A 25,174-nucleotide genomic window follows, 5' to 3' on the forward strand; every position below is an offset into this window, starting at 1 on the left:
AAAATTAATTGAAATTTAATTTTAAAACAAATTCTATTCTAACACCCCCTTTAAAATAGATGCAACTTCTTTAAATTTTGTAATTGGAAATAAATGGCTCCCTCCTTTGATTACATAATCGGGTTTGGAGTTTTTGATCGGAAAAACAATATCGCGGTCTGCCAAGATCTGTACCACATCGGGATTTTCTTCGAACTTCCAGTCTGAAATCTTTTCAATCGACCATTTTAAATAATACGGATCTCTTACCCTGAAATATTGCAAAACTTTAGGATTTCGGGGATCAAAGAATTTTCTTACGACGGAATACATATTGGTGGTTCTTTCGTTGAAGAAAGTAACAGGCAGAACTTTTGGAATTTTCGTGATCTGTCCGGCTTTGATGAGGCGGGATTTTTCTTTATCGGATTTAATACTTCCGAGGATCACCACTTTTTTGGCAGGTTTCAGCCTGTTGATCTCCTGCACCATAATTCCCCCGAAAGAATATCCCACCAGATAAAAAGGCTCCGAATCATCAATCTTTTCCGCCATTCTTTTTACATAATCTGAGAACTCTTCATTTTGATGAGGAATCAGCCATTCGATAAAAACCACTTCGTGATGCTTTGGAAATTCAATTTTCTCCAAAACCTTAAAATCTGCACCAAGTCCGCTTACTACATAAATTTTCATACCACTAAAATAAAAAAATCAGTCAAAAAAAATGAGCGGTTTCCAAAGAAATCGCTCATTTTGATTTATTAAAAGGTGTCCTTATTTCTTTTTAACAGGCGTTCTGTTTTCGTTATCCAAAACTGCTGTGGAAATTCTGAACTGGATATCCATTTCGTTTTTGATGAAATAATCCTTCAGAGAAGACTGGTAGAATACTTTGAAGTCTCTTCTGTTCAGTGAGAATTTAGCAGACTCGATTACTACGGTAAACTGAGTAATATAAACGTTTGCAGGGAAAGTGATGGTTTTTCTTACTCCTTTAATCGTTACATCTCCGTAAACGGTAGAATTGTACTCGCTGTTTGCCAGAGGAATAATTTTCGTTAAATGGAATTTCGCCAACGGAAATTTCTTAACGTCGAAGAAATTTGAACTTTTAAGATCGTTCGTTAATTTTACCATATCTTCATCCTGGCTTGAAACATCACCCGCCATTAAGGACTTCATATCGATAACGAATTCTCCGTCCACCAAAACTGTTTTATCAAAAGTGAATTTTCCACTTTTCAGCTTTATGGTTCCGGAATGGGTAGTAGGAACTGTTTTTACAACTTTATATCCCCACCATCTGATGTCCGACGATGTTACTTTTACCACTTTATCTCCTTTCTTCTGAGCGAAAACAAATGACATACTTACGCACATCATAGCAAACAATAGTAATCTTTTCATTCTTTTTTATTTACAATTCAACAAAAATAAAAAAAAGTGTAGAACTTCTACACTTTTAACAATCTTTTTTTGATTAAATTATTTAGCTGTTACCTTTACAAGCAAATCCATATCATCTTTCACAAGAACATCCTGCATCGTAGATTTGTAAGCCACATCAAATTTCTGTCTGTCGATAGAGAATTTGTTAGACATTAAGCTTACTGTTCCGTTTGCATAGGTAATTTTTGCAGGGAAAGAAATAGCGTTGGTTTTTCCTTTTACCGTTAAGTTTCCTGTAACTAAAGAAGTATACACTTTATCGTTGTTTTTCTTTACTCCGGTGATTTTGAAAGTTGCCGTAGGATATTTTTCAACTTCGAAGAAATCTCCGTTTTTAAGGTGACCGTTCAGTTTCTGCTGATATTCTCCGGAAAGATCTGTTGCGTTGATAGAAGTCATATCCAATACGAAAGAACCGCCAACCAACTGATTTCCTTTCAATACCATTTCTCCGGATTTTACTTTTACCGTTCCGTTGTGAGAGCTTGCCTCAGATTTTGCGATTTTATAACCCCACCACTGTACATCAGAGCTTACTACTTTTTTTGCCTGTCCGAATGCTAATCCGCTTGCTAAAACTGCTAATAAAAATATTTTTTTCATTTGAATAAAAGTTATTTTCTTGTTTGTTATTTATTGGTGCAAATGTAACTAACTGCTTTGAGAGATTTCATTGATGTACATCAATAAATACATTTTTTTTCATGAGTAATATCATCCATAAAAAAACTCCGAATTTCTTCGGAGCCTTGTTTTATTCTTGATAGTAAGCGGTGTAAAGTGCTGCACCATTCAGTGCCGTATTCGGATTTCTGTTCAGATAAATCGGAATATTTCTCAGCATTTCTTCCATCTTATCGCTGATTTTAAATTTTTCGTAAAATTTATCCTTGTTGATGTAATCTGCAATAATCTGCGGAATATCTCCTGAGATAAATAAACCGCCTGTCGCTTTTAATTTCAGCGTAAGGTTGTTGGCTTCTCTTGCTAAAAATTCAAGGAAAGTGTCCAGTGCAATCTTACAGATCAGCACATCTTCTTCTATTGCAGCTTTGTACAGTTCTTCTGCAAAGTTGCCATTTGCGAAACGATCGGCAAGCCATTCCGGTTCCGGATGTCTTTTAACATCTCTCAGGAATCTGTAAATATTGAATAAACCTCCTTTAGACAATACATTTTCCCAGCTTACAATTCCGTAAATATTATTCAGGAACTGATAAAATTCTACCTCAACGTTTGTTCTCGGAGAAAATTCTGAATGTCCTCCTTCGGTTGCAAAAGGTCTCAGATATTTTCCGTCGAAGAAATATCCGGCTTCACCCAGACCATTTCCCGGAGCAAGAATTGCCACGTTTCCGTTTTCGAGGTGTCCGCTTGTGTAGATCGGATCAAGATCTGCATCTTCTAAAAGCCCCATTCCGTAAGCCGAAGCTTCCAGGTCATTCAGCATATCCACTTTTTCGAATCCGAAATCTCTTTTGTATTCTTCTACATCGAGATTCCAGCCTAATCTTGCCGGACTGCTTTTTCCGTTCAAAACAGGTCCCGGAACTGCTATTCCAAGCCTTTTCACGTTTTCCAGCTGGTTGTCCTGAATAAATTTCTTTAAAATTTCTGAAAAAGAAGCATATTCTTTCGTAGGGTAATTATTCTGGATTTCAATCTCAAGACCTCCGTTACCGGAGACGAAATATCCTAAAGTTGTAATATCTTCACGAAGGTTTGCGCCAATGATAGAAACGTTATCATTGCTACCGTTTTTTACTCCTGGTAAATAAAGTGGAAATTTTGGATTCAAAATCATAACCTCAAATTTTATCAAATATAATAATATCTTTTGTAAATTTTCGTTAGAAATAAAAAACCTTCTCAAAAATTCGAAAAGGTTTGGTTAATAATTGCTTATATTTAAATCTAACTACTTCCCTAATGGAATGTTGTAAGAAAATCCTACTCCAATGTTACCCACATTGTAGTCCTGATTAGGCAAATCGCCCTTGCTTCCTACAAAAACCTTCTGGTACTGCACAAAGAAATTCCAGTCCTGATTGTGATATCCGATCTCCGGTTTTAGATAGAAACCACCGTTCGGTCTGTCTAAAGCAACATTAGAAGCCACTTTATCATCACCTACCAAAAATCCGTATCCTAAGTCTGTCCCAAAATAAAATCCTGTCTGTTTCGGATAAATTCTCAATAAAGCAGCAACAGGAACTACCCCTACATCATTATTCGTATATCCGTTATTATCTTTACCGAAATAGTGTGTATATCCTGTTGCGATCCCCAATCCGAATCCCGGAGTTACAAGGTTCTGATAGGCTACATCCACACCTACTGCCATAGAAGTATTGTCAGAAGGAACTGCTAAACCAACATTTGCTCCTACCTTTATCATATTATTCATCTGTGCACTTTGTGCGCTCAATGCTCCTGCAGTCAAAATTCCGGCAAATAAAATTGCTTGTTTAAACATTTTCATAACTCTGATTTTTTAAATTTTACTAAGCTGAAAGATGTAAAAATCGTGCCAAGCAAAGCCTTTACAGCAACTTTAACAATGCTTAAAAACGTAAAAACATGAAATTCAATTCATTATTTTGATTAAAAAATTAAATAAGCGTTTAAAAAAAATCGTTTAATTTTCAGCTAAAGGTTAAACATTTAATCGGAATATATTTAAAAACAGCTCTCAATATTAACAATACTTAACCGTTATTAATTTTAACCTTACTCCTTCTCACCGATCAAAAAGTAAATAATTGATATGATTTCTCCATCGTTACTCAACAATAAACACCTTCTCTGGCGCGCAGGATTCGGACCGGGAATCAATCAGCTGGAAGATCTTCATAAAAAAGACATTAAAAGCCTGATGAATGATTTATTTAAAGAAGAAACATTTCTTTATGTAAATTATGATACGCCCGATATTGCAGAAACCGGAGATTACATGATGAATGATCAGACTCCGGCTGAAAAGAAAAAAGAAATGCAGAGAATCAGCCGACAGCAGAACGAAGAGCTCAATCTGAATTTTCTTGATAAAATGGTGAACAGCAAAGAGCAGATGAGGGAGAAAATGGCATTTTTCTGGCACGGACATTTTGCTTCCAGAGTGGTGAACCCGAAATTTAACCGACAGATTTTAAATGTCATCCGAAAAAATGCACTCGGAAACTTTAAAGATCTATTATTTGAAGTCAGTCAGGCTCCTGCAATGCTGAATTTCCTGAACAATCAGCAGAACAAAAAAGATCATCCCAACGAAAATTTTGCCCGTGAAGTGATGGAACTTTTCACAATGGGACGCGGAAATTATACAGAAAAAGACATCCGGGAAGGTGCGAGAGCTTTTACAGGATGGGGATCGGATAAAGAAGGAAATTTTAAAGAAAGAAAAAATCTTCACGATGAAGGCTCAAAAACTTTCCTCGGAAAAACAGGCAATTTTACAGGTACAGATGTTTTAAATATCATTCTTGAACAAAAAGCAACGGCAAAATTCATCACCACAAAAATCTATAAATTCTTCGTGAATGAAAATGTTGATGAAAACATTGTAAAATCCCTGAGTGAAAGTTTCTACCAGACCGGTTACGACATCAAAAAACTCATGATGGATATTTTTTCGAGTTCATGGTTTTATGATAAAAAAAATATCGGCAGCAGGATAAAGTCTCCGATCGAACTTATGGCAGGAATGATGCGGTCACTTCCCATGACCATTCAGAATCCTGAAAACCTCATCGTTTATCAGAAATTATTGGGACAGATGCTTTTGTACCCACCCAATGTTTCAGGCTGGCCAAACGGAAAATCGTGGATCGACAGCTCGACCTTAATGTTAAGACTTCAGATTCCTCAGATCTGGTCCGGTTTACGTCCGTTAGATTACCGTCCGAAAGAAGATGATGATTTGGATATGGGCTTGAAAAACAACACGAATTCTTTAACGAAAAGTTTTAAAAATCCCAATATTACGATCGATTGGTCGCGTGTGGAAAAGATTTTCAATGGAAAGAATGTAGAAGATTATTTAATTCAGAGTTCAAAATCTCTGGATATGAATTCGGTGAAAAATTTCTCCGACAACAGTGTGAAAATGAATGTCATTAATCTCATGTCTACACCGGAATATCAGTTAATGTAGTTTTCAGCAGCAGATTTTAGCTTACGTTAAAGTCTGCAACCTATCATCTTTATCCTAAAAACCTAAGTTTATGTTAATCAAAAGAAGAGAATTTCTAAAAATAAGTTCATTGGCAACCGCATCTTTTCTGATGCCAAATTTTCTGAAAGCCATGACATTTGATGATGCACTGGAACCCAATCAAAAAATATTGGTGGTACTGCAGTTTACAGGAGGAAATGATGGTCTGAATACGATTATTCCGACAAAAAATGATATTTATTTCAGGGAAAGAAATAAAATTGCCATTCAGAATTCCATGCAGCTTACGGACGAAGCCGGGATTAATCCTGCACTCTCCTATTTCAAAGAACTGTACGATCAGGGAGAACTTTCCGTGATGAATAATGTCGGCTATCCGAATCCCGATAAATCTCACTTCCGAAGCATGGATATTTGGCATTCTGCAAGCAAAAGCGACGAATATCTTGAAACCGGCTGGCTGGGAAGATTTCTCGATGAAGAATGTTACAAATGCGATCATCCTACTCAGGCTCTGGAAGTGGACGATATGCTGAGTTTAGCTTTAAAAGGCGAAAACAACAAAGCATTTGCCTTTAAAGATCCGAAAAGATTATATCAGACCAGTCAGGAAAAATATTTCAAATCACTCTACGATCATCATCATGACGATGAAACGGTTTCCTATTTATATCAGACATTAGGTTCCACCATCAACAACGCAGACTACATTTTCGAAAAAAGCAAAGCGAAAAAAACAGAACAAACCTACCCGAATTCTCAGCTCGGAAAAGACTTTAAAACCGTTTCTTCTTTAATTAAATCTGACATCAATACAAGAGTGTATTATCTTTCCATCGGAAGTTTCGATACGCACGTGAATCAGAATGAAAGACAGCAAAAACTCTTTACAGACATCAATGATGCGGTAAAAGCGTTTGTTGCTGATATGAAAAGCAACGGACTTTTCAATGATATTTTACTGATGACTTTTTCAGAATTTGGTCGGCGTGTTGCCCAGAATGCAAGTAACGGAACCGATCATGGAACGGCAAACCAGATGTTTTTCATCAGTGGAGGTTTAAAGAAAAAAGGAATTCTGAATGCACTTCCCGATTTACAGAATCTGAATGAAGGCGATTTAATCTACACCGAAGATTTCCGGAAAATTTATGCTACTATCCTTAAAAACTGGCTGAAAGCAGACTCTTCTAAAATTCTCGGCTGGAAAAACGGGGTTTATGATTTTATATAAAAGCTTTTGATCATCCGTTATTAATTATACTACTTTTTAACGCAAAGGATCGCTAAGATTCTTTATATACTAACTGTTTTTAAGTTCGCAAAGGCGTTTCACTCAGCAAAGAACTCAAAGGTTTAATGATGAAAAATCACGGACAGTCATAAAAACTTTGTTTTAACTTTTATATAGAATCAATGAATACAAATGCAAAAGTTAACACAAATTTAGAATAACTAATCATTACATTTTGATCATATTTTGCAACTTTTGACTCCGTTGAACCTTCAGTTTGCATCAAATTTTAAAATCATTTAGAAAGCTTTAAAAATAAAAAGAGGCTGTTGCAAAAATGAACAGCCTCTTTTTCTATAATTTAAATCTAACTACTTGTCATGTTAATTCGTAGATGCAGGAAGTTGCTTAGGATCTTCTTTTTTCTGACTTTTCTGATCAATTTTCTCAGAAATCTTCTTCACGATAAATTCGATAACCAAAGGCGCAACTACTGCTACAACTGCTTTTAATATTCTTGATTTCATACTGTTTATTTTTTTATGATTCATGCAATACAATTTCTAAGCCAAGAATTGTTATGAATCTTCTTCAGGAATGATAAGATTCTGATAGTTTTTTGCCGCCGCTTTGAATTTTTCTTCTAACCGCAAGCGGAGTTTTCTCGGTTTATGCACAATCAGGCTTTCTCCAAACCCCAAAAGAAGTCTTTCCAGCTCAAAATTCAGCTGTACGCAGATTTTAAAAATGGTTCCCTCATTACTTTCGCTTACAATTTCCTGACTTGCATGAAAAGGTTTGGTCTTTACATAAGGCGCATTGGAAGAATCTACAAAGAAAACCACATTTCGCGGAGCCATCGTTGGCGAAACGCTCACGCCTACAATATCCTTAAAATATTCGTCGCCGTCGAGATTCATATCAATATAATCGATCTTTTCCTCAACCTGAATATCTTCCATTCTGTCCAGAGCAAGATTGTAGACATATTGTTTATTGGAACAGATCAAAAACCAGCGGTTGTTAAATTCCTTCAGCAACTGCGGATGAACAATATAAGAGTCCGATTCTCTTGCCTTAAAACTTTTATACGTAATGTTCAGAACTTTCTTGTGCAAAATCGCATCATACAGAATATCAATATATTCCAATCCTTTCAATTGCTCATTTTTATCTAAATGAATAATTGATTTCTGGTTCGTTGAATGGATGGAATCTTCCAGCTTCTGGATCACCCCGTTCATTTCCTTGAACATCGAAAAATCTTTGAACTGTTTTAAAATCTGCACTGCATTATTCATGGCTTTCAGATCACTTTCATTGACCGAAATATTATGAATGCTGTAATCCGGATCGCTGTAGCGGTAATATTTTCTTTCGTACACCTCAATCGGCGCTTCATAACCGAATTTTTCACTCCGCATATTCTGCAGATCGAGCTGTACCGTTCTTTTGCTTACAAAAGATTCTTTTCCTTCAAATTCGAACAAAGCTTCGGAACATTCGTCAATAAGATCTTCGAGTGTATATTTCCGGTATTTATTTTTCAGGCATTTATCCAGTGTTTTGTACCGGATGAGCGCGTTTTTATTGGATGACATACGATGAGGCTAAGGTTTATGTTAAGATTAAGGTTAAGACTGAGATTTAGATTGAGGTTGAAATTAATATAAGGCGTTGAAATTCCCCTCCTCTGGAGGGGTGGCGAAAAATCTTCGCTTTTTTGACGGGGTGGTAAAAGCTGCCATTTTTCAGGACCCCGTTCTTACCAAGGAACCACTCAATCGATCTCTTCCAAATTGTTCGAGATTGCTTCGTCATTTCTGAACTGAGTTCGCAGACCTCCGGTCTGTTCGCAATGACAGTTTATTTTCTACTTAAAGCTTTTCCTTCAAAAGAAATTCCTTCCCAGCCGGATTCTATAAAGTTTCTGATATTCTGATGATCCGTTCCTTCAGGATTTTTAAGAACATCTTCCCTGTAAAATTCTCCGAAAAGATTCAGCGTTTCTTCTTTAGATAAATCATTTAATTTCGCAAAACTAAAAATCTTACAGGAACCATTATTCTGATTGGCTTCATTTACTGTATTTCCGTTCGTAAATTTTGTGGGAGTGAAATCGTAATGTTCATCAATAAAAGCAATTACTTCCTTAAACTGAATTTCCTGTGGTGCGTTTTCTAATTGTTCAAACAACATATCTTAATTTTTTATTTATAAATAATTCAATTTTAAAACAGAAATCCGCCCGATCGAGCAATATCTGTTTAGAAAAGTTTTAAAAAACCATTTCAAGATCTTTAGAACACTATTTTTTTGAAATAATTTATTATCCACTTTAGAACTTTATTCGTTCCTCACAAAAATCTCTGATTTTTAAATTTGATGTGTTCTAAAATACCCTCAATCATTTTGATATTAAAACTAATTAGTCATGTGTCAACAAACTTTTGTGCCTTTTGTGGTTAATTCCTCAAAAATAATTAAAATAATTTTATCTGCGCAAAAAGATTGCACACTTTAGTTCTTACTTTGCATCATCAAAATGAGAGAACACATGGAATTTAACGGAAATCATTTAATCGAATTAGGATACAGACCAGCGAAATGGTTTAAAGAAGCGATTGAATTCATCAACGAAAATAATTTAGACGAAACTCAGATAAAAGAATATCTGGAACAGTTTAAACAGCCCGAACTGATTCCGCTTCATGAAACGGCAAAAGATTTTGTGATCAACATCAGAGCAGAACACGAAAGTGAAAATGATAACGTAGAAAAAGTAATCAACACGATGAAAGTCCTGATGAAAACGCCGACTCTGGAAAACGGAGCCATTATGCCGGATGCCTGTCCTACAGGTCCTGCAGGTCATATTCCTGTTGGCGGTGTGGTTGTGGCAAAAAATGCGATTCATCCGGGATTCCATAGCGCAGATATCTGCTGTTCTGTAATGCTGACGGATTTCGGAAAAGCAGATCCTAAAGAAGTGTTGGATGCAGCCCATTCCATCACGCATTTCGGATACGGTGGAAGACCGAGAGGAGAACAGATGCCGATGTCTCAGGAATTGATGGATGCTTTCAGAGAAAATGATTTTCTGAATGACGAAAAATTAATAAGCATTGCGCGTTCACATATGGGAACTCAGGGCGACGGAAACCATTTCCTGTTTGTCGGAATTTCCAAAAATACCGGAAACACGATGTTGGTAACACACCACGGTTCAAGAGCTCCGGGCGCAGCTTTATATGATAAGGGAATGAAGGTTGCGAACCAGTTCAGAATGGAAATTTCTCCTGAAACCTTAAGAGAAAACGCATGGATCCCTTATGAAACGGAAGAAGGAAAACAATATTGGGAAGCCTTACAGTTAATCAGAAAATGGACGAAAGAAAATCATATTTCCATTCATGATGCCGCTTTGAATAAATTGGGAATCGAGAAAGAAGACCGATACTGGAACGAGCATAATTTTGTATTCAAAGATGGAGATTTATTCTACCACGCAAAAGGTGCAACGCCTTTGGATGATAAATTTATGCCGGATATTACAGGTCCGAGATTAATTCCTTTGAATATGGCAGAACCGGTTTTGATTGTAAAAGGAATTACCAACGAAAGAAATCTGGGTTTTGCGCCTCACGGAGCGGGAAGAAATTTCAGCAGAAGTCAACATAAAAAATCGTTGGCGCATAAAACCATCGAAGAAGTTTTTGAAGAAGAAACCAAAGGATTAGATATCCGTTTCTTCACCAATGAAATTGATATTTCCGAACTTCCAACTGCTTATAAAAGTGCAAAAAATGTGAGAGCGCAGATTGAAGAATACGGACTGTGTGAAGTTCTGGATGAAGTGATGCCTTATGGATGTATTATGGCGGGTGACGTTCAGAAAAATGCACCGTGGAAGAAAAAGAAGAAGTTTAGAAAAGCATAGAATTTCTTTTGTCTTGAAACAAAAGAAACAAAAAGTTCAAGACCTGGAAACTTCCGCTAAAAATTAAAACTTAATCCTAAAATTCCCAAAACTTGCGCGAATTCAAGATAAGTTCTTCGGTTCAAAAGTGCAGTCGCGCTTCAGACAATGGGAATTTTTTAACGGATTAATTTTAAATTTTCTTAACGCTTCACTTTCCGAAGTCAGATTATTGGAAGTTAAGAATTCAAAATTATCCGTAAAAACAGATTAAGAACAATGCGTTAACAAAAAGAAAACTAATAACCGAACCTTGCAGGTGTAAAAGTCTGTAGGGTTTAATGAAAACCTTTAATCATAAGGTAGGAACAGTAGCTCAGATGGTAGAGCAACAGATTACTTTTCGCTTTTGGCAAATAAAGTTCCTGTAAACTTCAAAGTTGTGAGTCGCAGGTTCGAGTCCTGCCTGTTCCTCAAAAAAAATGCAGATAAAATTGTTAAATATACACAAAGGCGCAATTTATTTTAACAACTCTAATTTTAAGGCGCAAGGATTTTATCTCCGATAAAATTTAATGCTAATATTTTAGCTAAAAATGTCGCACTGAGCTTGCCGGAGTGTCATGCGCCTTAAAAACATAATGAATTGGAAAAAAACCTGCGTCTTTGCGTTTAACCAAAAAGAAAACAAAAAATTTCAGGCAAAGAAAGTTCCTATACATTTCAGACATTACTTTCCGCCTTTTTAAAAAACTTTAAGGCAAAGGGAGTTCCTATAAATTATTTGGAAAATTACTCCCCGCCTTTTAAAAACTATAGGTAAAAGGAGTTCCTATAACACTTCACTTTTAATGAATCTTACTCCTCACTTATTTTTTTAAACCAAAAACAATGAAAACATTAAAATTATTCAACGCTGTACTGGCAAAAGAATCGGATACTGACGTATTTATTTCTCAGGATGGTTTCATCATCGAACCTCAAGCCATGTGGGCAAAAAAAGAAATTATTTCTTACTACGCTAAAGAAAAGCTCAACGGAAATGATCTCAACAAAACCTTCCATAAATCGTGGCAGAAGATTAAAGGAAGTACTAGATTCGAACTGTTGATGGAGCAGCTCTTTCATTATTTTTCCACCTACGGAAGTAGATTTCAGGGTGAAGTGTACATTCCTGATGAAGTGTTGAATATTCCGGATCTGAAGCTGAATTTTAAAGTCATTAAAGCCTGCTCCGAAGAAGAAATGCAGGAAAAATGTCTTGCTATCCTAAGATCAGGAATTGCTCTGAAAGAAGAAACAATTGATGATTTGTTATCTATTCTGCACGACGAACTGGAATATGATTTTACAGGAAAAGAAAATATCAGAAATAAAGAAGCCATCATAAAAATTGCCGACCGTTACGATGTTTATCCTGAAAATAATGTTGAATTTTTACGTTATGTGATCTACAAAACTACAAAAGAAACATTATTAATTAAAAACAATGATTTGATTAATGATATTAAGCAAAGCAAATTCAATCCGACTTCTCTTTTTGAAAGTTTCGGACTGGAAAAAATGGCAGAAATTTTCAACCGTTTCAAGCCTTTATTTTTAGCCTATAAAAACAGAGCGCCACAGGTTATTAATAAAATTTCCAAACTGTCAAAGGTTTATCACAAACCATTAATTTCGAATCCACTGAATAACGCAACCAATATATTACTGGAAAACAGCGATTTGCACTGGCTGGAAAATGCCACTCCGTTTGCTTTGTTTAAAGCTTTATCGGCTTGTTATTCAAGAATGTATGGTCAGGATACTTTTGTGTACAGAATCCGCAACGGAAAATCGTGGACGAAAAAATCAATCGGAACTTCCGTAAATGAACTGAACTACAATTTTATCTTAAGCTATTTAAAATCAAAGTATTGTTTTGAAGGAAAGAAATTCTATTTCCCTGAAGATGTAGAATTTGCCTTACCGACTTCCGAAAAAATGTTTGTGGGAAATATACCAACCGGAACAAGATTCTTCGGTGAAAGATTAGCGGTAGGAATTTACTGGGAAAATGCATGGGGAGCTTATGATTTGGACCTTTCGGGATTAAATATTGCCGGAAAAATCGGATGGAATGCAGCTTACAACCAAAATTCTGGTCAGTTGATGTATTCGGGAGATATCACTTCCGCGCCAAACGGTGCTGTAGAATATCTTTACGCAAACACAGGTTTAATGGCTCCGACTCTGGTAATGAACAATGTTTTCAATGGAAACAGCGACTGCGGATATAAAATAGTTATCGGAAAAGGCGATGCCGTTTCTTACGATTATATGATGAATCCGAATAATCTGTTTGCGGAAGCAAAATGTCAATCCGTACAAAAGCAGACCGTTTTGGGAATGTTGCTGCCAAAAGACGGAAGACAGTGTTTCGTACTGCTGAATTTCGGAGCTGGACATACCCATGTTTCAGGAAATACAGAAATTTCCGTAATGGCGACGAACGCATTGTATCAGCAATGGTACGAACCAATATCCTTCAATCTTTTGATTCAGGAGTTAGGAGCTGAAATCGTTTATGATAAAGAAAATGTCGACTTTGATTTTTCTTTGGAGAATCTGGAGAAAGACAGTTTTACGAAGATTTTTACATGATAAAATTTTTGAGGTTAAAATAATTTTAACGCAATGCACGCAAAGTTATATTTATTAACATGATTTTATTTATTTGTTCGCAAGGGCGATTCGTTCAGCGAATGATAAAAACAAGTCTGTTTAAACTTTTATCTAACCGCAAAAGTAACAAAAGATCTACTAATTTTTTTATTTAAAGTTCATCATTATAAATGAAAAGGCTCACAATAGTTTTTAAAAATCTTTGATTTTTTTTAACTTATGTGCTTTTTCTTTCCATTTAAGTATTAAACTTAATAAGCTAAAGTGTAAAATCTTTTGCATCTTTTGCGGTAAAAAGTTTAGACAAGTTTTACATAAAATAATCCTGCGTAAAAAGATTGCGCAGGATGTTTTTTATTTTGTATCAAATTTAAAAACAATGACACCAAAAATAATAGAAAAACTAAAAGAAGTCGAAGCAAAGCGCGGTGTAGAAATACTGCTTGCCGTAGAATCGGGAAGCCGCGCGTGGGGATTTGCGTCTCCGGACAGCGATTACGATATACGCTTCATATACCGACACGAAAAAGACTGGTATCTTTCGCCGTGGGATAAAGATGAAACCATAGAATTTATGACCGAAGACGATCTGGACGGTTCCGGATGGGATCTAAGAAAAACGTTTCATTTATTGTTGAAATCGAACGCGGCTTTGCTGAGCTGGTTCTACTCTCCTATCGTTTATGTGAAAAATGAAAAATTTTACGATCTGTTTAAACCTTTGGCGGACAAATGCTTTTCTCCGATAGCGGTATTTTATCACTATTCGAGCATGAGCAAAAAATATCTCGAGGCATGCAGACTTGATGAGGTGAAACTGAAATCTTACTTTTACTGCCTAAGAACTACCTTAACCGGAAAATGGATATTGGATAAAGGGACAGTTCCGCCTGTTTTGTTCAGTGAATTACTGGTTTTGGTCGATGATTTTACAAGAACGAAAATAGAAAATTTAATCGCTTTAAAATCCACAAAAGGAGAATCTTACCATCATCCGAATGACTGGGAACTCTTCGGATTTTTAGAAAAAACCATACTGGATAATGAAGAAAGAGCTAAAAGTCTGAAAGGAGGAAATTCGGATAAAAACGAAATGGAGAAGGTTTTTAGAGAAATATTAATACATTAGAAATAAAAATAATGCCATGAAAAACCTCATCGCGCTCTCTCCCATGTACACGGAAGACAGCAACAATCTGAAAAAAGCATCCCTCAATTCACCCTACGAGTTGAGCCGTTTCAATGCAAAATGGAATGTTCCCGAAGAATTTCGTGGAGACGTGATTGCGGTGTATGGCGAAGATATTTATGCTGAAATTGTAGCGGAACAATGCAGTCTTACGTTGACAAAACCTGATGACGACTGGCTTTCAAAAGTTTCGGAAGAATTTACCCAAAGGAAAATCTCTTACGGAACGCTGAAAGATTTCGTGCATGAAGAAAATATTTTCATCAAATGTTCGGATTTTAAAAGTTTTAAAGCGGGAGTTTTTGATAAAGTCACCAACATCAAAGGTTTTGATTCGCTGGATCTGGAAAGCAGGGTTTTCACTTCCGAAGTGGTAGAATGGGAACTGGAAGTAAGGTGTTTTGTCTTAAATAATCAAATAAGAACCCATTCTTCTTATTGGAGAAATGACGTTTTTGACACCAATACGCTTTCTGAAAACGAACAGAAAGAGCTTTTTGATTTTTTCAAAAATTTCATTCAGCAATATGGGGAAACACTTCCCAAAGCGATTGTTCTGGATTTCGGGATCATCAAAGGAAAAGGCTGGGCTTTAATTGAAGCCAATCCGGCTTGGTGTTCGGGGTTGTATAATTGTGTTGCGGAGAAAGCATTGGAGGTGATTGTGGAAAGCTGTATAAAAAATTAAAAATGCAGATCATCATATTCATCGGGATTCCCGCAAGCGGAAAAAGTTCCTTCTACAGGGAGCTTTTTTTCAATTCGCACATCAGGATCAGCATGGATTTGCTGAATACCCGAAACAAAGAAGGAAAACTGCTTCAGTACTGTTTTGAAACACAGTCCAAAATAGTCATTGACAATACAAATGTGACCAGAGAAAGCCGAAAAAAATACATTGAGCTTGCCCGACAGAACAAATACGAAATCATCGCATATTATTTTGAAAGCAGCATTCAGGATTCTCTGGAACGGAATAAAAACAGAAAAGACTTCATCAGCGAGATCGGAATAAAAGCAAAATACAAAGACCTCCAAAAACCTTCCATTGAAGAAGGTTTTGATAAAATATTTCATGTGAAAATAATGGAGAACAAATTTGAAATCAGCAATTATGAAATTTGAAGAAATTGAAGCGGTCATGCGAAAAAACGAAAGCTTTTCGGAACAGTATATCCTTCCGGAAAACTTTATGATCGTGAGACTCGACGGAAGAGGATTTACCAGACTTACCAAAGAAAAACTGTCGCTGGAAAAACCTTTTGATCAGAAATTCAGTCAGGCAATGATCGATACGACGAAGCATCTCTTTACCATCGGGTTTAGAGTGTTGTACGGTTACACGCAGAGTGATGAAATTTCTCTGCTGATCCATAAAGACGACCAGACTTTCAGCCGAAAAGTAAGGAAGATCAATTCTGTTCTGGCGGGAGAAGCCAGTGCTTTTTTCAGCCTGCAGTTTCAGGAAATCTGCGTTTTCGACTGCAGAACGATTTCCATTCCGAACCGTGAAATGATTATGGATTATTTTTGCTGGAGACAGGAAGATTCCCACAGAAATTCCCTTTCAGCCTATTGTTACTGGACGTTGAGAAACAACGGATTCAACGCCAGACAAACCACCGAAAGAATTGAAAGAATGTCACCATCCGATAAAAATGAACTGCTTTTTCAATATGGAATCAATTACAACGATCTTCCGTCCTGGCAAAAACGCGGTGTCGGAATTTTTAACAGGGAAATTAACAAACAAGGCTACAATCCTGTAACACAGGAAACGGTGGATTGTGTAAGAAATGAATTGTTTGTGGAAAAGGAATTGATGATTCGAGAGGAATATCGTGGGTTTTTTAAGAGTTTTTTTGATTAATTTTTTAAGGGTACGGAAAGCCGTAATGGTTAATCTATAATGATTGTTATCTTTACTAAACTATTAACAGCTTGAATATATGATAACAAGAATTGAACTTAACCAAGTTGCAACATATAAAAATACTGTTCAAATCAATGATTTGAAGAAAGTTAATTTTTTCTTTGGGAATAATGGCTGTGGCAAATCCACAATTGCTCGTTTATTTCATAATATTTCTCAAAATGAAATTCCCTCATCCCCCTTTAATAATTGTTCTATTGACGGCTTTAACAGAGTTGAAGAACAAATACTGGTATTTGATTCCGACTTTGTGCAAAATAATTTTTATTCCAACACTGAATTATCCGGAATCTTTTCATTGGATGAAAAAAATGAAGAAATTGATACTAATATAAAAAATGAATATCTAACATTAGAAAACATTGAAAAGTCAATTTTAGAAAAGGACGAAGAAAAAGAAAAACTTGAAGATTCAAAAAAACAAGAATATTTTAATATAGTTGAAGATTGTTGGAGTCACAATAAGCAATTTCAAGAAAACTTTAATAAAATATATTTAGGAGGAAGAAAAGATCCTTTCTTTGAAAAACTAGTTGAAATCAATAAAACAGCATATTCTTCAAAAGATTTAAACTATATTTCTGAGAAATATAAAAAATACTATTTAGAACAATTAGCTAAAATAGAGAATAATATTTCCATTAACTATTTTAATGAAATAATTGATTTAGAAAAAAAACTTAATAATGCTTTGGAAGAAATCATTTTAGGAAGTAACGATGTTCCTATCGCTTCTATTATTAATGAATTAAACAATAGTGCTTGGATTCAGCAAGGAATAAATTTATTGAATAAGGAGAAAGAAATTCAACATTGTCCTTTCTGTCAGAAACAAACAATTGATAAAGATTTATTACAGCAATTTGAAAGTTATTTTGATACTACCCGAGAAGAAAAAATTAAAAATATTAAAGAATTGTATTCAAAATACTCGGCTATAGTTTCTTCTTTTAATTCAAATTTGAAAACATTGACAGATTTTGATCTGATTAAGTTTGATGTCCTACAAATACAAAATCAATTAACAAGCATTTTAAATAAAAATGAAAAAGAAATTCAAGCTAAAATAGTTAATCCCAACGAAAAGAAAAAGTTAGAAACGATTGACTTATTTAAAATCGAAATTGAAAAAATCAACGAAAATATTAGAACTCATAATGAAGAAATTGACAACATAGAACAAAGTCAACAAGAATTAACAGATGAAATATGGAAATATATTTCTCATCAAGTTAAAGAAAAAATTAATTCTTTTAAAATTGCAAATAATAGCAACATAGAAAAATTAGAACAATTAAAATCAGAAATTGATACTTTAAAAAATCTAAAAATTCAATCTAAAGATAAAATTAAAGAATGGCAAAAACAAACAGTTAATACGCAAAAAGCTGTTGATAGCATCAATGATTTGCTTATTAAAAATAATTTTACGGGATTTAAAATTCAAAAAAAAGAAACTGAAAATAATATTATCAAATATTATATTTTACGAGAAGGAGAAACCTCTGATAATCATGTTTTCAAAACATTAAGTGAAGGAGAAAAAAACTTCATTGCATTTTTATATTTTTACCAATTATGTCTTGGAACAAATGACACAGAAAACACAAAAAAGAAAATTATTGTAATTGATGATCCAGTATCAAGTATGTCAAGTCAAACTTTATTTTTTATTTCAACATTAATAAGAGGGTTAATTGTAAATAATAAAAGTGGAGGAGGAAGTGCAAATGATTTTAAAAATCAAAATATTGAACAGTTTTTTTTATTAACACATAACTCATATTTTTACAAAGAAGTTTCTTTTGATAAAGGAGGAAATTATATTTGTAAAGCAAATTCACATTATTTGATAAGAAAGGACAAGAGCCAAAGTAGTATATCTCCCAAAATTAAATATGACAATGTAGCATTCAGTGAATATGAAAGGCTTTGGAATGAACTTAAAGAAGATAACATTTCAAATGCATTAATGCTTAACTGCATGCGAAGGATATTAGAGACATATGTTAATTTTATTGGTCTTGGTAAAGACATTTGGAATACATTAGCAGAAATTGACGAGAATGATAATAATTATTGGATATACAGATCTTTATTATCAATGTTGCATGATGGTAGTCATAAAATAAATCCTAATGAAGAAATATATTATCACGAAACTGATGATTCTACAAGAGATAATATAAAATTAATTTTTGCAAACTTATTTTCTCAAATTGGTAAAGAGCACTATGATATGATGATGCAAAGTGATTCATAAAAATTGTAAAAAAATATTATGCTCTTAAAAACTCCATCTTTTGGATGGAGTTTTCAAAAATCAGCACTCCCCATTCCGGATCACTTCCTTCGCATACGCCAGTTTTTCCTTGAGCTGCTGCATTTCCTCTATTTTCGCATCGATCTGGGCAATCTTATCATCCATCAGCTTAATTTTGTCCTCCGTATTCAGGCGGTCTTCAAACCATGCATCCATACAGTCTTTAATTTCTGCCAGAGTAAAGCCCACAGACTTGGCTTCCTTTATAAAATCAAGCTTTTCGATAACCTCCTCAGAATAATACGTGTAGTTGTTGCTTTTTATCGTTTCATCCTTTTCTCCGGCAATTAAACCGCTCTTTTCATAAAAGCGGATCGTTCCGATTGGGATTTCCGTTGCCTTCGAAAGCTTGTTGATTAAATACTTCATTGTTAAATTTTCGTTAAAATTAAAACTATACAGTATACTATACACTTTTAGGTTTCAAAAGTAAATATTAATTTCGTTTCAACAAAATCTAAAAAAACGATGTCAAAAACTATTTTCATTACAGGAGCTTCTACCGGACTGGGTAAAGCAACTGCAAAACTATTCGCAGAAAAAGGCTGGAACGTGGTCGCAACCATGAGAACTCCCGAAAACGATACAGAACTCTCTTCCATTCCCAACATCAAAGTGATGAAACTGGATGTTACCAATCCGCAGGAAATCAAACAAGTCGCTGAAAAAGTAATTCAGGACGGTGTAGATGTAGTATTCAACAATGCAGGATACGGATTAATGGGACCTTTGGAAGGACTGTCCGAAGAACAGATCAGCAGACAGTTAGAAACCAATTTATGGGGCGTGATCCGTACAACACAGGCTTTTATCCCCTATTTCAGAGAACATAAAAAAGGATTGTTTTTAACCACCACTTCCATTGGCGGTCATGTTGCATTTCCTTTAGCCTCATTGTATCACGCTACAAAATGGGCTCTTGAAGGCTGGTCAGAAAGCATGGCATTTGAACTCAATCCTTTCGGAATCACCATCAAAACTATTGCGCCGGGCGGAATTTCCACCGATTTTGCAAGCCGTTCTCTCGATATGGGAGCGCATCCTGCCTATCAGGAAATGACGGAAAAAGTATGGGAAGTCTTCAAAGATCCCAACAGAGTTTTCCAGTATTCCACTCCGGAGCAGATTGCAGAAGTCGTGTACGAAGCAGCAACAGACGGTAAAAACCAACTCCGTTACTTTGCAGGAGAAGATTCCAAACAAACTATCGCACTCCGCAGACAGGTCGGAGATCAGGTATTCTTCGAAGAAAACAAAAAACGCTTTTTTGAAAACTAACAAAAACAGACCGGACTTTAAAAATTGTCCGGTTTTTTATTTAATTTTTATTTTCTTTGCTGTAGAAGTCAAACTTACAAACCTTCAGACACCAATTAAAAACCAATGAACTACAAAATCATACACAACGAAGAAAAATTACAGCAATTCATAGACTGGCTTCCTGAACTATTGCCCAATGAACAATATTACGTTGCCCTTCTCGCAAGAAAAAAATACAACCCCGAAACAGGACTGAAAGCAGATAAAGCACAGTTAAAAAGATTTACCTCAACCAAAGAAAGACTGCTTCAGAAAATCAAGCAGCTCGAAATTCCGGCAGGTTTGTACGAATCCGGAAATACCGAAGTTTCTCAGGATAACCTCGCCATTTATATCACTCCCAACCCGCGCGACCTTCACAATGCTTCATTGTTTTTAATGAAAGAAATTTCGGAAAAACTCATCCGGAAAGATAACGCCATCAATCCCCATACGTTGGCTTTAAATCTTATTCAGACCACCACTTCACGAAAAATATTCTTTGATCTCGATATTGATTTCCGTATAGAAAACCATCAACAAGCCATTGATAAATTCAGAGAAGACATTGCAGACTGTTTAAACCCCGACTGTCTTACCTTTATCAAAACCAATGGCGGACTGCATTGTTTAATTAAACTGGACAACATTCAGAAAGAATACCAGAAAAGCTGGTATCAAAAAGTTTCACAGCTCACCTGCGAAGAATATGAAGTCACCATGAACGGCGATAACGTTTTACCAATGGCAGGCTGTTTTCAGGGAATTGATTTTTCACCCTATTTTTTAGATTAAATTATGTGTACCCCCAATACAGAACTACAATTCTGCACCTGTGCTGAAGGAAACATAAATGATATAAAAGACATTTACATTTGGTCTTTATACCGTTATCATGGCTCTCGGGAATCATTAATACGCGGAAAAGTCATGATGCCTGTAAAAGATTTTGAAAACGGAATCTCTGCAGAACATATGACATCCAAACTTAATCATGGGAACATTTTCGATTTCGATTATACTCCTCAGGAAAGAGATACAATTCATATCAGTTTTAATGCTAAAAACAGAGCAGAATACAAATATTTCACCTTAATTTTTAGAGATGGAGTTTGGCAGGAGGGACGAAATCCATTGTTCGTAAGTATTGAAAAAAATATTGCCAAAGGAGAAGTAAAAGTTTTATACAAAGAAAATGAGTTTTTAAAACATTGCGAAAATCTAAAATCCCAATACGGAATCGAAATCCCCGAATCCGTTAAAGTTACATGTGCCAACCTCAAAGACGATTCTCAGGATCCGATTTATTCAGCCATAAAAAACTTTAAAGAATATAAAATTTTCTATAGACAGGAATTTATAGAGTATATTGTAAAAACTTATTTTAAAATTTATCCTGATGAAAATTCCGATAGATTACAAGCAATGATTGATTCAGCGCAAAATAAATTTTCTATATTGGAAGAGAAATTTATTTCGGAAACAGAAAACTTTGCTTTTCTTAACAGATGCTTTAAGGATCTTGACAAAAACATCGAAAAATGTTTTTTTATAACGATTCCTTTCCAAAACAAAGAAACACATCTTTTTATTAATAGTAATTTAATCGGAAGAACAGGTTTTAAAAGCAACAGAAATAACAGATATTTTAAGAATAAATCTCAAAAAATAAGATTTGAAGATTTTGAACTTTTTAAAGATTATTAAATGACCATCCAGGACCTTAAAAACAAAAACCTCATCCTTTTCGAAGCCATCTCCGGAAGCCGCTCTTTCGGATTGGCAACAGAAAATTCCGATACAGACATTCGTGGCGTGTATTATTTACCGAAAGAAGACTTTTTCGGTTTAAATTACATTCCGCAGATTTCCAATGAAACCAACGACATCACCTATTATGAAATCGGGAGACTCATCGAACTGTTACAGAAAAACAATCCCAATATCCTCGAAATTATCGCCAGTCCGGAAGACTGTATCTTACAGAAACACCCCTTGATGAATCTCCTGAAACCCGAAGATTTTCTTTCCAGACTCTGCAAAGACACTTTTGCAGGATATGCTGTTTCCCAGATCAAAAAAGCAAAAGGACTCAACAAAAAAATATTGAACCCGATGGATAAAGAAAAGAAATCCATCCTCGATTTCTGTTACATCCTGCAGGATCAGGGCTCCGTTCCGTTGAAAAAATGGCTGCGGGAATTCTCTTCCTCCGAAAATCAGAATGGTTTACAACAGGAAAAATGCGGCTTGGTAAGCATCGACAATACCAAAGGAATGTTTGCCCTGTTTTACGATCAATCCGGCGATTTCAGATACAAAGGAATTATTCAGAATCTGGAAGCCAATCAGGTCTCTGTTTCCTCCGTTCCCAAAGGACAACATCCCCTTGCCTATCTTTTCTGCAACCTCGATGCCTATTCCACCTACTGCAAAGATTACCGCGAATACTGGAAGTGGGTTTCCGAACGCAATGAAGACCGTTACAACGTCAACCAAAACCACGGACAGAATTACGACAGCAAAAACATGATGCACACGATTCGTTTATTACAGTCGTGCGAACAGATTTTTAAAAACAATTCTCTGAATATCCGCGTGGAAAACCGCGAAGAATTACTCGACATCAAAGCCGGAAACCGGTCGTATGAAGAAGTATTAAAAAAAGCAGAAGACCTTATTTCTTCTATTGAACATTATCATGCATCTTCTACCCTGCCCGAAGTTCCGGATCTGGAGAAAACCACAAAAATTCTGGTTGAAATAAGAGAAGAACTCTATAAAAACAAATAAAGCTTCATATGAAGCTTTATTTTATGAGGATAGTGTATTATTTAACAAGTCTGATCTCCGTTGCGGAAAACCCTTTCGGAGATTTTTCCTTTTCGAAAGATACTTTATTTCCCTTCTTAATCTGGTCGATACAGTTATTGTTGTGGAAGAAGATATTTTCCTTCGTTTTATCTTCCGTAATGAATCCATACCCTTTCTCGCTTAAAAAAGTGACAATTCCTGTTTTTATAGCTTCTTCAGCTTCAATAGGAGCTGCTCCCAACTGAATGTTGTTGATATCGATTTCCTCTTTCTCACCATGATCCGGAGGCGTAGAAGTCAGCTGTCCGTTCGCATCTACATACATGAACATCTCATCAAGGGTCTTCCCTTTATCGTTGTTCTCCTTACGCTCTTCACGACGCTGTGCTTTTTCTTTAAGTTTTTGCTGTTTTTTCTTGAAATTTTCTTTTTTAGAGAAAGAATCTGCCATATATTTTATTGAATTTTTATTTTATACGTTTATTGAAAGCCCGCGCAATTCATCCATTGCCTGTTTCCGCTATCTTGCGATACCAAAATCCCGAACTTGTTATTAAAGGGTTTCTGAGTACTTTTATTAATGTGAATGCCTTCTGAAAAAGACAACAATTGAAACGGAAGTAAATAAAATATTCTAAACGATCACAGAAAGTAAAGACAGAGATTTCTTTTAATAAGTTAACAAATATACGAAAAATAAGCATACCAAACAAATCTTCCGGAATTCAATTCATTGAATTTCAATTTATTTTAGAGATTGGGGATTAAATGAAGCCTGATGAAAAAGTAATCCGAAGATTCCAACAAAAAATAACACAAAATAGTAATGGATTAATTCTGGAATATGTAAGAATTTCGTATAAGAAAATTTATAATCATGCCAGAATTAACATTAAAACAAAAAAACAGAGATCTTAAAAGCATTTGGGATTTCTTACTCTTTTCCATTATTGTCGGAATAGTAATCTGCTTTCTTATCGGCTTAAACACTTTAAATATGAAAGGAGGAATAATGGCTTATCTAGAACTTACGGGAGCATGTATCTTTATTGGAGGAGCCAGTTTTGGAATTGGTGGACTTTCAGGATTTTTATTTGGGGTACCAAAAATTTTAAATTCAGATACAAATAATCATGACAGAAAACCTTCAGTTACACAAAATGATAATCTTGTTCAGATCAGTGACTGGCTTACAAAGATTATTGTTGGAGTGGGATTAACTCAACTGAATAATATTCCTGAATTTTTAGCGCGTGTGGGAAAATATTTTTCGATAATATTTCAGAATAAAGAGTCTGGCGAAAAAATAGCCATCGCTGTAATATTGTATTTTCTTATTATTGGCTTTTTATCCGTTTATCTGTGGACAAGACTTCATTTTATTGGTATGGTAAAAAAAGTGGAAGATGATTTAGATAAAAAAGTCAACGCAATGGCTGTAGTCATTAATGATACACAGCAAAAAATGACCGATTTAGGCGGCGGAAAAACAATCTCAGAAAAGTTTGATGAAGTAAAAGCAGAAGTAAACAATATTGCTACAAATGATCCGGATGACCCTCAAAAATCAAAATGGGGCGGAAAATCTGAATGTAATGAAAGAAAAATTACGGCAAAAATAGAACCTTCAGAAAATCCTACATTATATAAGGTAACCCTTGAAGTATGCAGTACAAATCCGGCAAATCCTCTTACCGGGTTTGTTAAATTCCATTTACACCCTACTTTTAACAATGACAACCCAATCATTGCGGTTACTGATGGAATTGCAAGGTTGGTTTTAAATAAGGTATATGGAGCATTCACCGCAGGAGCTGAAGCAGATGAGGGAAGTACCCGCTTAGAAATAGATTTGGCAGAATTATCCGGTGTTCCACAGGAATTTAGAGACAGATAAACCTTTTTAATGATTAAATTGTTTAAAATAATAAAAAAGCTGCTCCTTTAGGAGCAGAATCTGTGTAGAAATAAAAATAAATCCGTCAATCAATCCGTAGGATTGGTATCTTTAATGCGGCAATGTCTTAAAGATAGCGTTGCCGGGCTTATTTCGAATACAGCTTCTGTGTAAAAAACAGGTTTGGGAAATATAATAATTATACTTAATTTGCTCAGGATATAAAACTTTACCCCGTAGAAATTCTGCATAATAAAATTCAGAAACTCTGCCCATTTAAAGTTCTCACTATAATTT

General features: G+C 35.2%; 24 protein-coding genes and 1 tRNA gene. 15 read left to right on the top strand and 10 right to left on the bottom strand.

All coding sequences use genetic code 11. The features are described from left to right. Window positions 1–33 precede the first annotated feature (33 nt). From PFY09_RS06415 to PFY09_RS06435, 5 genes are all read right to left on the bottom strand, one after another. Complete coding sequence (locus PFY09_RS06415; RefSeq protein WP_076395482.1) at window positions 34–675, bottom strand: alpha/beta hydrolase; 642 nt, start codon at window positions 673–675, stop codon at window positions 34–36. An 81-nt stretch (window positions 676–756) separates the two neighbouring features. After that, window positions 757–1,389 carry a YceI family protein gene (locus PFY09_RS06420; RefSeq protein ID WP_076395480.1) on the bottom strand — a complete coding sequence of 211 codons (633 nt, stop codon included), beginning with the start codon at window positions 1,387–1,389 and terminating at the stop codon, window positions 757–759. A gap of 78 nt (window positions 1,390–1,467) precedes the next feature. After that, window positions 1,468–2,034 (bottom strand): YceI family protein, encoded by a 567-nt coding sequence (locus PFY09_RS06425; RefSeq protein ID WP_076395478.1) that lies wholly within the window; start codon window positions 2,032–2,034, stop codon window positions 1,468–1,470. A gap of 151 nt (window positions 2,035–2,185) precedes the next feature. Further along, on the bottom strand, window positions 2,186–3,235 hold the full coding sequence (locus tag PFY09_RS06430; RefSeq protein WP_271161851.1) for a glucokinase: 1,050 nt from the start codon (window positions 3,233–3,235) through the stop codon (window positions 2,186–2,188). Window positions 3,236–3,349: 114 nt separating this feature from the next. After that, entirely contained in the window at window positions 3,350–3,913 is a 564-nt protein-coding gene (locus tag PFY09_RS06435) for a hypothetical protein (protein WP_076395474.1), read from the bottom strand. A 285-nt stretch (window positions 3,914–4,198) separates the two neighbouring features. On the opposite strand from PFY09_RS06435, the gene PFY09_RS06440 reads away from it, so the two are divergent. After that, the gene (locus PFY09_RS06440; protein WP_271161852.1) at window positions 4,199–5,584 is read left to right on the top strand and encodes a DUF1800 domain-containing protein; all 1,386 of its coding nucleotides are present in this window, start codon (window positions 4,199–4,201) and stop codon (window positions 5,582–5,584) included. 70 nt (window positions 5,585–5,654) lie between these two features. After that, window positions 5,655–6,839 carry a DUF1501 domain-containing protein gene (locus tag PFY09_RS06445; RefSeq protein ID WP_271161853.1) on the top strand — a complete coding sequence of 395 codons (1,185 nt, stop codon included), beginning with the start codon at window positions 5,655–5,657 and terminating at the stop codon, window positions 6,837–6,839. A 383-nt stretch (window positions 6,840–7,222) separates the two neighbouring features. Here PFY09_RS06445 and PFY09_RS06450 read toward each other — a convergent pair whose 3' ends face one another. From PFY09_RS06450 to PFY09_RS06460, 3 genes are all read right to left on the bottom strand, one after another. Then, window positions 7,223–7,366, bottom strand: a complete 144-nt coding sequence (locus tag PFY09_RS06450; RefSeq protein ID WP_165763009.1) for a hypothetical protein — start codon at window positions 7,364–7,366, stop codon at window positions 7,223–7,225. A 51-nt stretch (window positions 7,367–7,417) separates the two neighbouring features. After that, window positions 7,418–8,440, bottom strand: a complete 1,023-nt coding sequence (locus PFY09_RS06455) for a helix-turn-helix transcriptional regulator (protein ID WP_271161854.1) — start codon at window positions 8,438–8,440, stop codon at window positions 7,418–7,420. A gap of 265 nt (window positions 8,441–8,705) precedes the next feature. Continuing rightward, the gene (locus tag PFY09_RS06460) at window positions 8,706–9,038 is read right to left on the bottom strand and encodes a HopJ type III effector protein (protein ID WP_271161855.1); all 333 of its coding nucleotides are present in this window, start codon (window positions 9,036–9,038) and stop codon (window positions 8,706–8,708) included. A 358-nt stretch (window positions 9,039–9,396) separates the two neighbouring features. Here PFY09_RS06460 and PFY09_RS06465 point away from each other — a divergent pair, with 358 nt between their 5' ends. From PFY09_RS06465 to PFY09_RS06500, 8 genes are all read left to right on the top strand, one after another. Continuing rightward, the gene (locus PFY09_RS06465) at window positions 9,397–10,779 is read left to right on the top strand and encodes an RtcB family protein (RefSeq protein WP_271161856.1); all 1,383 of its coding nucleotides are present in this window, start codon (window positions 9,397–9,399) and stop codon (window positions 10,777–10,779) included. Between the two features lie 344 nt (window positions 10,780–11,123). Continuing rightward, window positions 11,124–11,232: transfer RNA gene (locus PFY09_RS06470), tRNA-OTHER, on the top strand. Window positions 11,233–11,649: 417 nt separating this feature from the next. Then, the gene (locus tag PFY09_RS06475) at window positions 11,650–13,401 is read left to right on the top strand and encodes a hypothetical protein (protein ID WP_271161857.1); all 1,752 of its coding nucleotides are present in this window, start codon (window positions 11,650–11,652) and stop codon (window positions 13,399–13,401) included. Window positions 13,402–13,801: 400 nt separating this feature from the next. Next, entirely contained in the window at window positions 13,802–14,551 is a 750-nt protein-coding gene (locus tag PFY09_RS06480; protein WP_271161858.1) for a nucleotidyltransferase domain-containing protein, read from the top strand. 16 nt (window positions 14,552–14,567) lie between these two features. Beyond that, entirely contained in the window at window positions 14,568–15,299 is a 732-nt protein-coding gene (locus PFY09_RS06485) for an ATP-grasp domain-containing protein (RefSeq protein WP_271161859.1), read from the top strand. A 2-nt stretch (window positions 15,300–15,301) separates the two neighbouring features. Then, a complete protein-coding gene (locus PFY09_RS06490; RefSeq protein ID WP_271161860.1) occupies window positions 15,302–15,736 on the top strand; it encodes an ATP-binding protein in 435 nt (144 codons plus the stop codon). After that, window positions 15,726–16,481, top strand: a complete 756-nt coding sequence (locus tag PFY09_RS06495) for a tRNA(His) guanylyltransferase Thg1 family protein (protein ID WP_271161861.1) — start codon at window positions 15,726–15,728, stop codon at window positions 16,479–16,481. The genes PFY09_RS06490 and PFY09_RS06495 overlap by 11 nt, the downstream gene beginning before the upstream one ends. A gap of 79 nt (window positions 16,482–16,560) precedes the next feature. Beyond that, entirely contained in the window at window positions 16,561–18,807 is a 2,247-nt protein-coding gene (locus PFY09_RS06500) for an AAA family ATPase (protein ID WP_271161862.1), read from the top strand. A gap of 60 nt (window positions 18,808–18,867) precedes the next feature. On the opposite strand, the gene PFY09_RS06505 is transcribed toward PFY09_RS06500, so the two are convergent. Next, window positions 18,868–19,236 carry a MerR family transcriptional regulator gene (locus PFY09_RS06505; protein ID WP_271161863.1) on the bottom strand — a complete coding sequence of 123 codons (369 nt, stop codon included), beginning with the start codon at window positions 19,234–19,236 and terminating at the stop codon, window positions 18,868–18,870. 99 nt (window positions 19,237–19,335) lie between these two features. Here PFY09_RS06505 and PFY09_RS06510 point away from each other — a divergent pair, with 99 nt between their 5' ends. From PFY09_RS06510 to PFY09_RS06525, 4 genes are all read left to right on the top strand, one after another. Then, window positions 19,336–20,145 carry an SDR family oxidoreductase gene (locus PFY09_RS06510; RefSeq protein WP_271161864.1) on the top strand — a complete coding sequence of 270 codons (810 nt, stop codon included), beginning with the start codon at window positions 19,336–19,338 and terminating at the stop codon, window positions 20,143–20,145. A 105-nt stretch (window positions 20,146–20,250) separates the two neighbouring features. Continuing rightward, window positions 20,251–20,961: a hypothetical protein gene (locus PFY09_RS06515; RefSeq protein ID WP_271161865.1), complete on the top strand. Its 711-nt coding sequence runs from the start codon at window positions 20,251–20,253 to the stop codon at window positions 20,959–20,961. Window positions 20,962–20,964: 3 nt separating this feature from the next. After that, window positions 20,965–21,873 carry a hypothetical protein gene (locus tag PFY09_RS06520; RefSeq protein WP_271161866.1) on the top strand — a complete coding sequence of 303 codons (909 nt, stop codon included), beginning with the start codon at window positions 20,965–20,967 and terminating at the stop codon, window positions 21,871–21,873. Next, on the top strand, window positions 21,874–22,959 hold the full coding sequence (locus tag PFY09_RS06525; RefSeq protein ID WP_271161867.1) for a nucleotidyltransferase domain-containing protein: 1,086 nt from the start codon (window positions 21,874–21,876) through the stop codon (window positions 22,957–22,959). 37 nt (window positions 22,960–22,996) lie between these two features. Here PFY09_RS06525 and PFY09_RS06530 read toward each other — a convergent pair whose 3' ends face one another. Then, window positions 22,997–23,431 carry a cold shock domain-containing protein gene (locus PFY09_RS06530; RefSeq protein WP_108410423.1) on the bottom strand — a complete coding sequence of 145 codons (435 nt, stop codon included), beginning with the start codon at window positions 23,429–23,431 and terminating at the stop codon, window positions 22,997–22,999. A gap of 426 nt (window positions 23,432–23,857) precedes the next feature. On the opposite strand from PFY09_RS06530, the gene PFY09_RS06535 reads away from it, so the two are divergent. Then, window positions 23,858–24,877, top strand: coding sequence for a pYEATS domain-containing protein (locus tag PFY09_RS06535; protein ID WP_271161868.1), 1,020 nt, complete (start codon window positions 23,858–23,860; stop codon window positions 24,875–24,877). Window positions 24,878–25,174 lie beyond the last annotated feature (297 nt).

It is taken from the genome of Chryseobacterium gambrini (assembly GCF_027920505.1).
GTDB classification, from domain to species: Bacteria; Bacteroidota; Bacteroidia; order Flavobacteriales; family Weeksellaceae; genus Chryseobacterium; species Chryseobacterium gambrini.

Coding starts and splice junctions, on each gene's coding strand:
- PFY09_RS06465 (WP_271161856.1), top strand. CDS start 9,397: ATGGAATTTAACGGAAATCATTTAATCGAATTAGGATACAGACCAGCG.
- PFY09_RS06440 (WP_271161852.1), top strand. CDS start 4,199: ATGATTTCTCCATCGTTACTCAACAATAAACACCTTCTCTGGCGCGCA.
- PFY09_RS06415 (WP_076395482.1), bottom strand. CDS start 675: ATGAAAATTTATGTAGTAAGCGGACTTGGTGCAGATTTTAAGGTTTTG.
- PFY09_RS06445 (WP_271161853.1), top strand. CDS start 5,655: ATGTTAATCAAAAGAAGAGAATTTCTAAAAATAAGTTCATTGGCAACC.
- PFY09_RS06450 (WP_165763009.1), bottom strand. CDS start 7,366: ATGAAATCAAGAATATTAAAAGCAGTTGTAGCAGTAGTTGCGCCTTTG.
- PFY09_RS06435 (WP_076395474.1), bottom strand. CDS start 3,913: ATGAAAATGTTTAAACAAGCAATTTTATTTGCCGGAATTTTGACTGCA.
- PFY09_RS06420 (WP_076395480.1), bottom strand. CDS start 1,389: ATGAAAAGATTACTATTGTTTGCTATGATGTGCGTAAGTATGTCATTT.
- PFY09_RS06485 (WP_271161859.1), top strand. CDS start 14,568: ATGAAAAACCTCATCGCGCTCTCTCCCATGTACACGGAAGACAGCAAC.
- PFY09_RS06490 (WP_271161860.1), top strand. CDS start 15,302: ATGCAGATCATCATATTCATCGGGATTCCCGCAAGCGGAAAAAGTTCC.
- PFY09_RS06510 (WP_271161864.1), top strand. CDS start 19,336: ATGTCAAAAACTATTTTCATTACAGGAGCTTCTACCGGACTGGGTAAA.
- PFY09_RS06515 (WP_271161865.1), top strand. CDS start 20,251: ATGAACTACAAAATCATACACAACGAAGAAAAATTACAGCAATTCATA.
- PFY09_RS06455 (WP_271161854.1), bottom strand. CDS start 8,440: ATGTCATCCAATAAAAACGCGCTCATCCGGTACAAAACACTGGATAAA.
- PFY09_RS06535 (WP_271161868.1), top strand. CDS start 23,858: ATGCCAGAATTAACATTAAAACAAAAAAACAGAGATCTTAAAAGCATT.
- PFY09_RS06495 (WP_271161861.1), top strand. CDS start 15,726: ATGAAATTTGAAGAAATTGAAGCGGTCATGCGAAAAAACGAAAGCTTT.
- PFY09_RS06530 (WP_108410423.1), bottom strand. CDS start 23,431: ATGGCAGATTCTTTCTCTAAAAAAGAAAATTTCAAGAAAAAACAGCAA.
- PFY09_RS06480 (WP_271161858.1), top strand. CDS start 13,802: ATGACACCAAAAATAATAGAAAAACTAAAAGAAGTCGAAGCAAAGCGC.
- PFY09_RS06520 (WP_271161866.1), top strand. CDS start 20,965: ATGTGTACCCCCAATACAGAACTACAATTCTGCACCTGTGCTGAAGGA.
- PFY09_RS06430 (WP_271161851.1), bottom strand. CDS start 3,235: ATGATTTTGAATCCAAAATTTCCACTTTATTTACCAGGAGTAAAAAAC.
- PFY09_RS06475 (WP_271161857.1), top strand. CDS start 11,650: ATGAAAACATTAAAATTATTCAACGCTGTACTGGCAAAAGAATCGGAT.
- PFY09_RS06525 (WP_271161867.1), top strand. CDS start 21,874: ATGACCATCCAGGACCTTAAAAACAAAAACCTCATCCTTTTCGAAGCC.
- PFY09_RS06505 (WP_271161863.1), bottom strand. CDS start 19,236: ATGAAGTATTTAATCAACAAGCTTTCGAAGGCAACGGAAATCCCAATC.
- PFY09_RS06500 (WP_271161862.1), top strand. CDS start 16,561: ATGATAACAAGAATTGAACTTAACCAAGTTGCAACATATAAAAATACT.
- PFY09_RS06425 (WP_076395478.1), bottom strand. CDS start 2,034: ATGAAAAAAATATTTTTATTAGCAGTTTTAGCAAGCGGATTAGCATTC.
- PFY09_RS06460 (WP_271161855.1), bottom strand. CDS start 9,038: ATGTTGTTTGAACAATTAGAAAACGCACCACAGGAAATTCAGTTTAAG.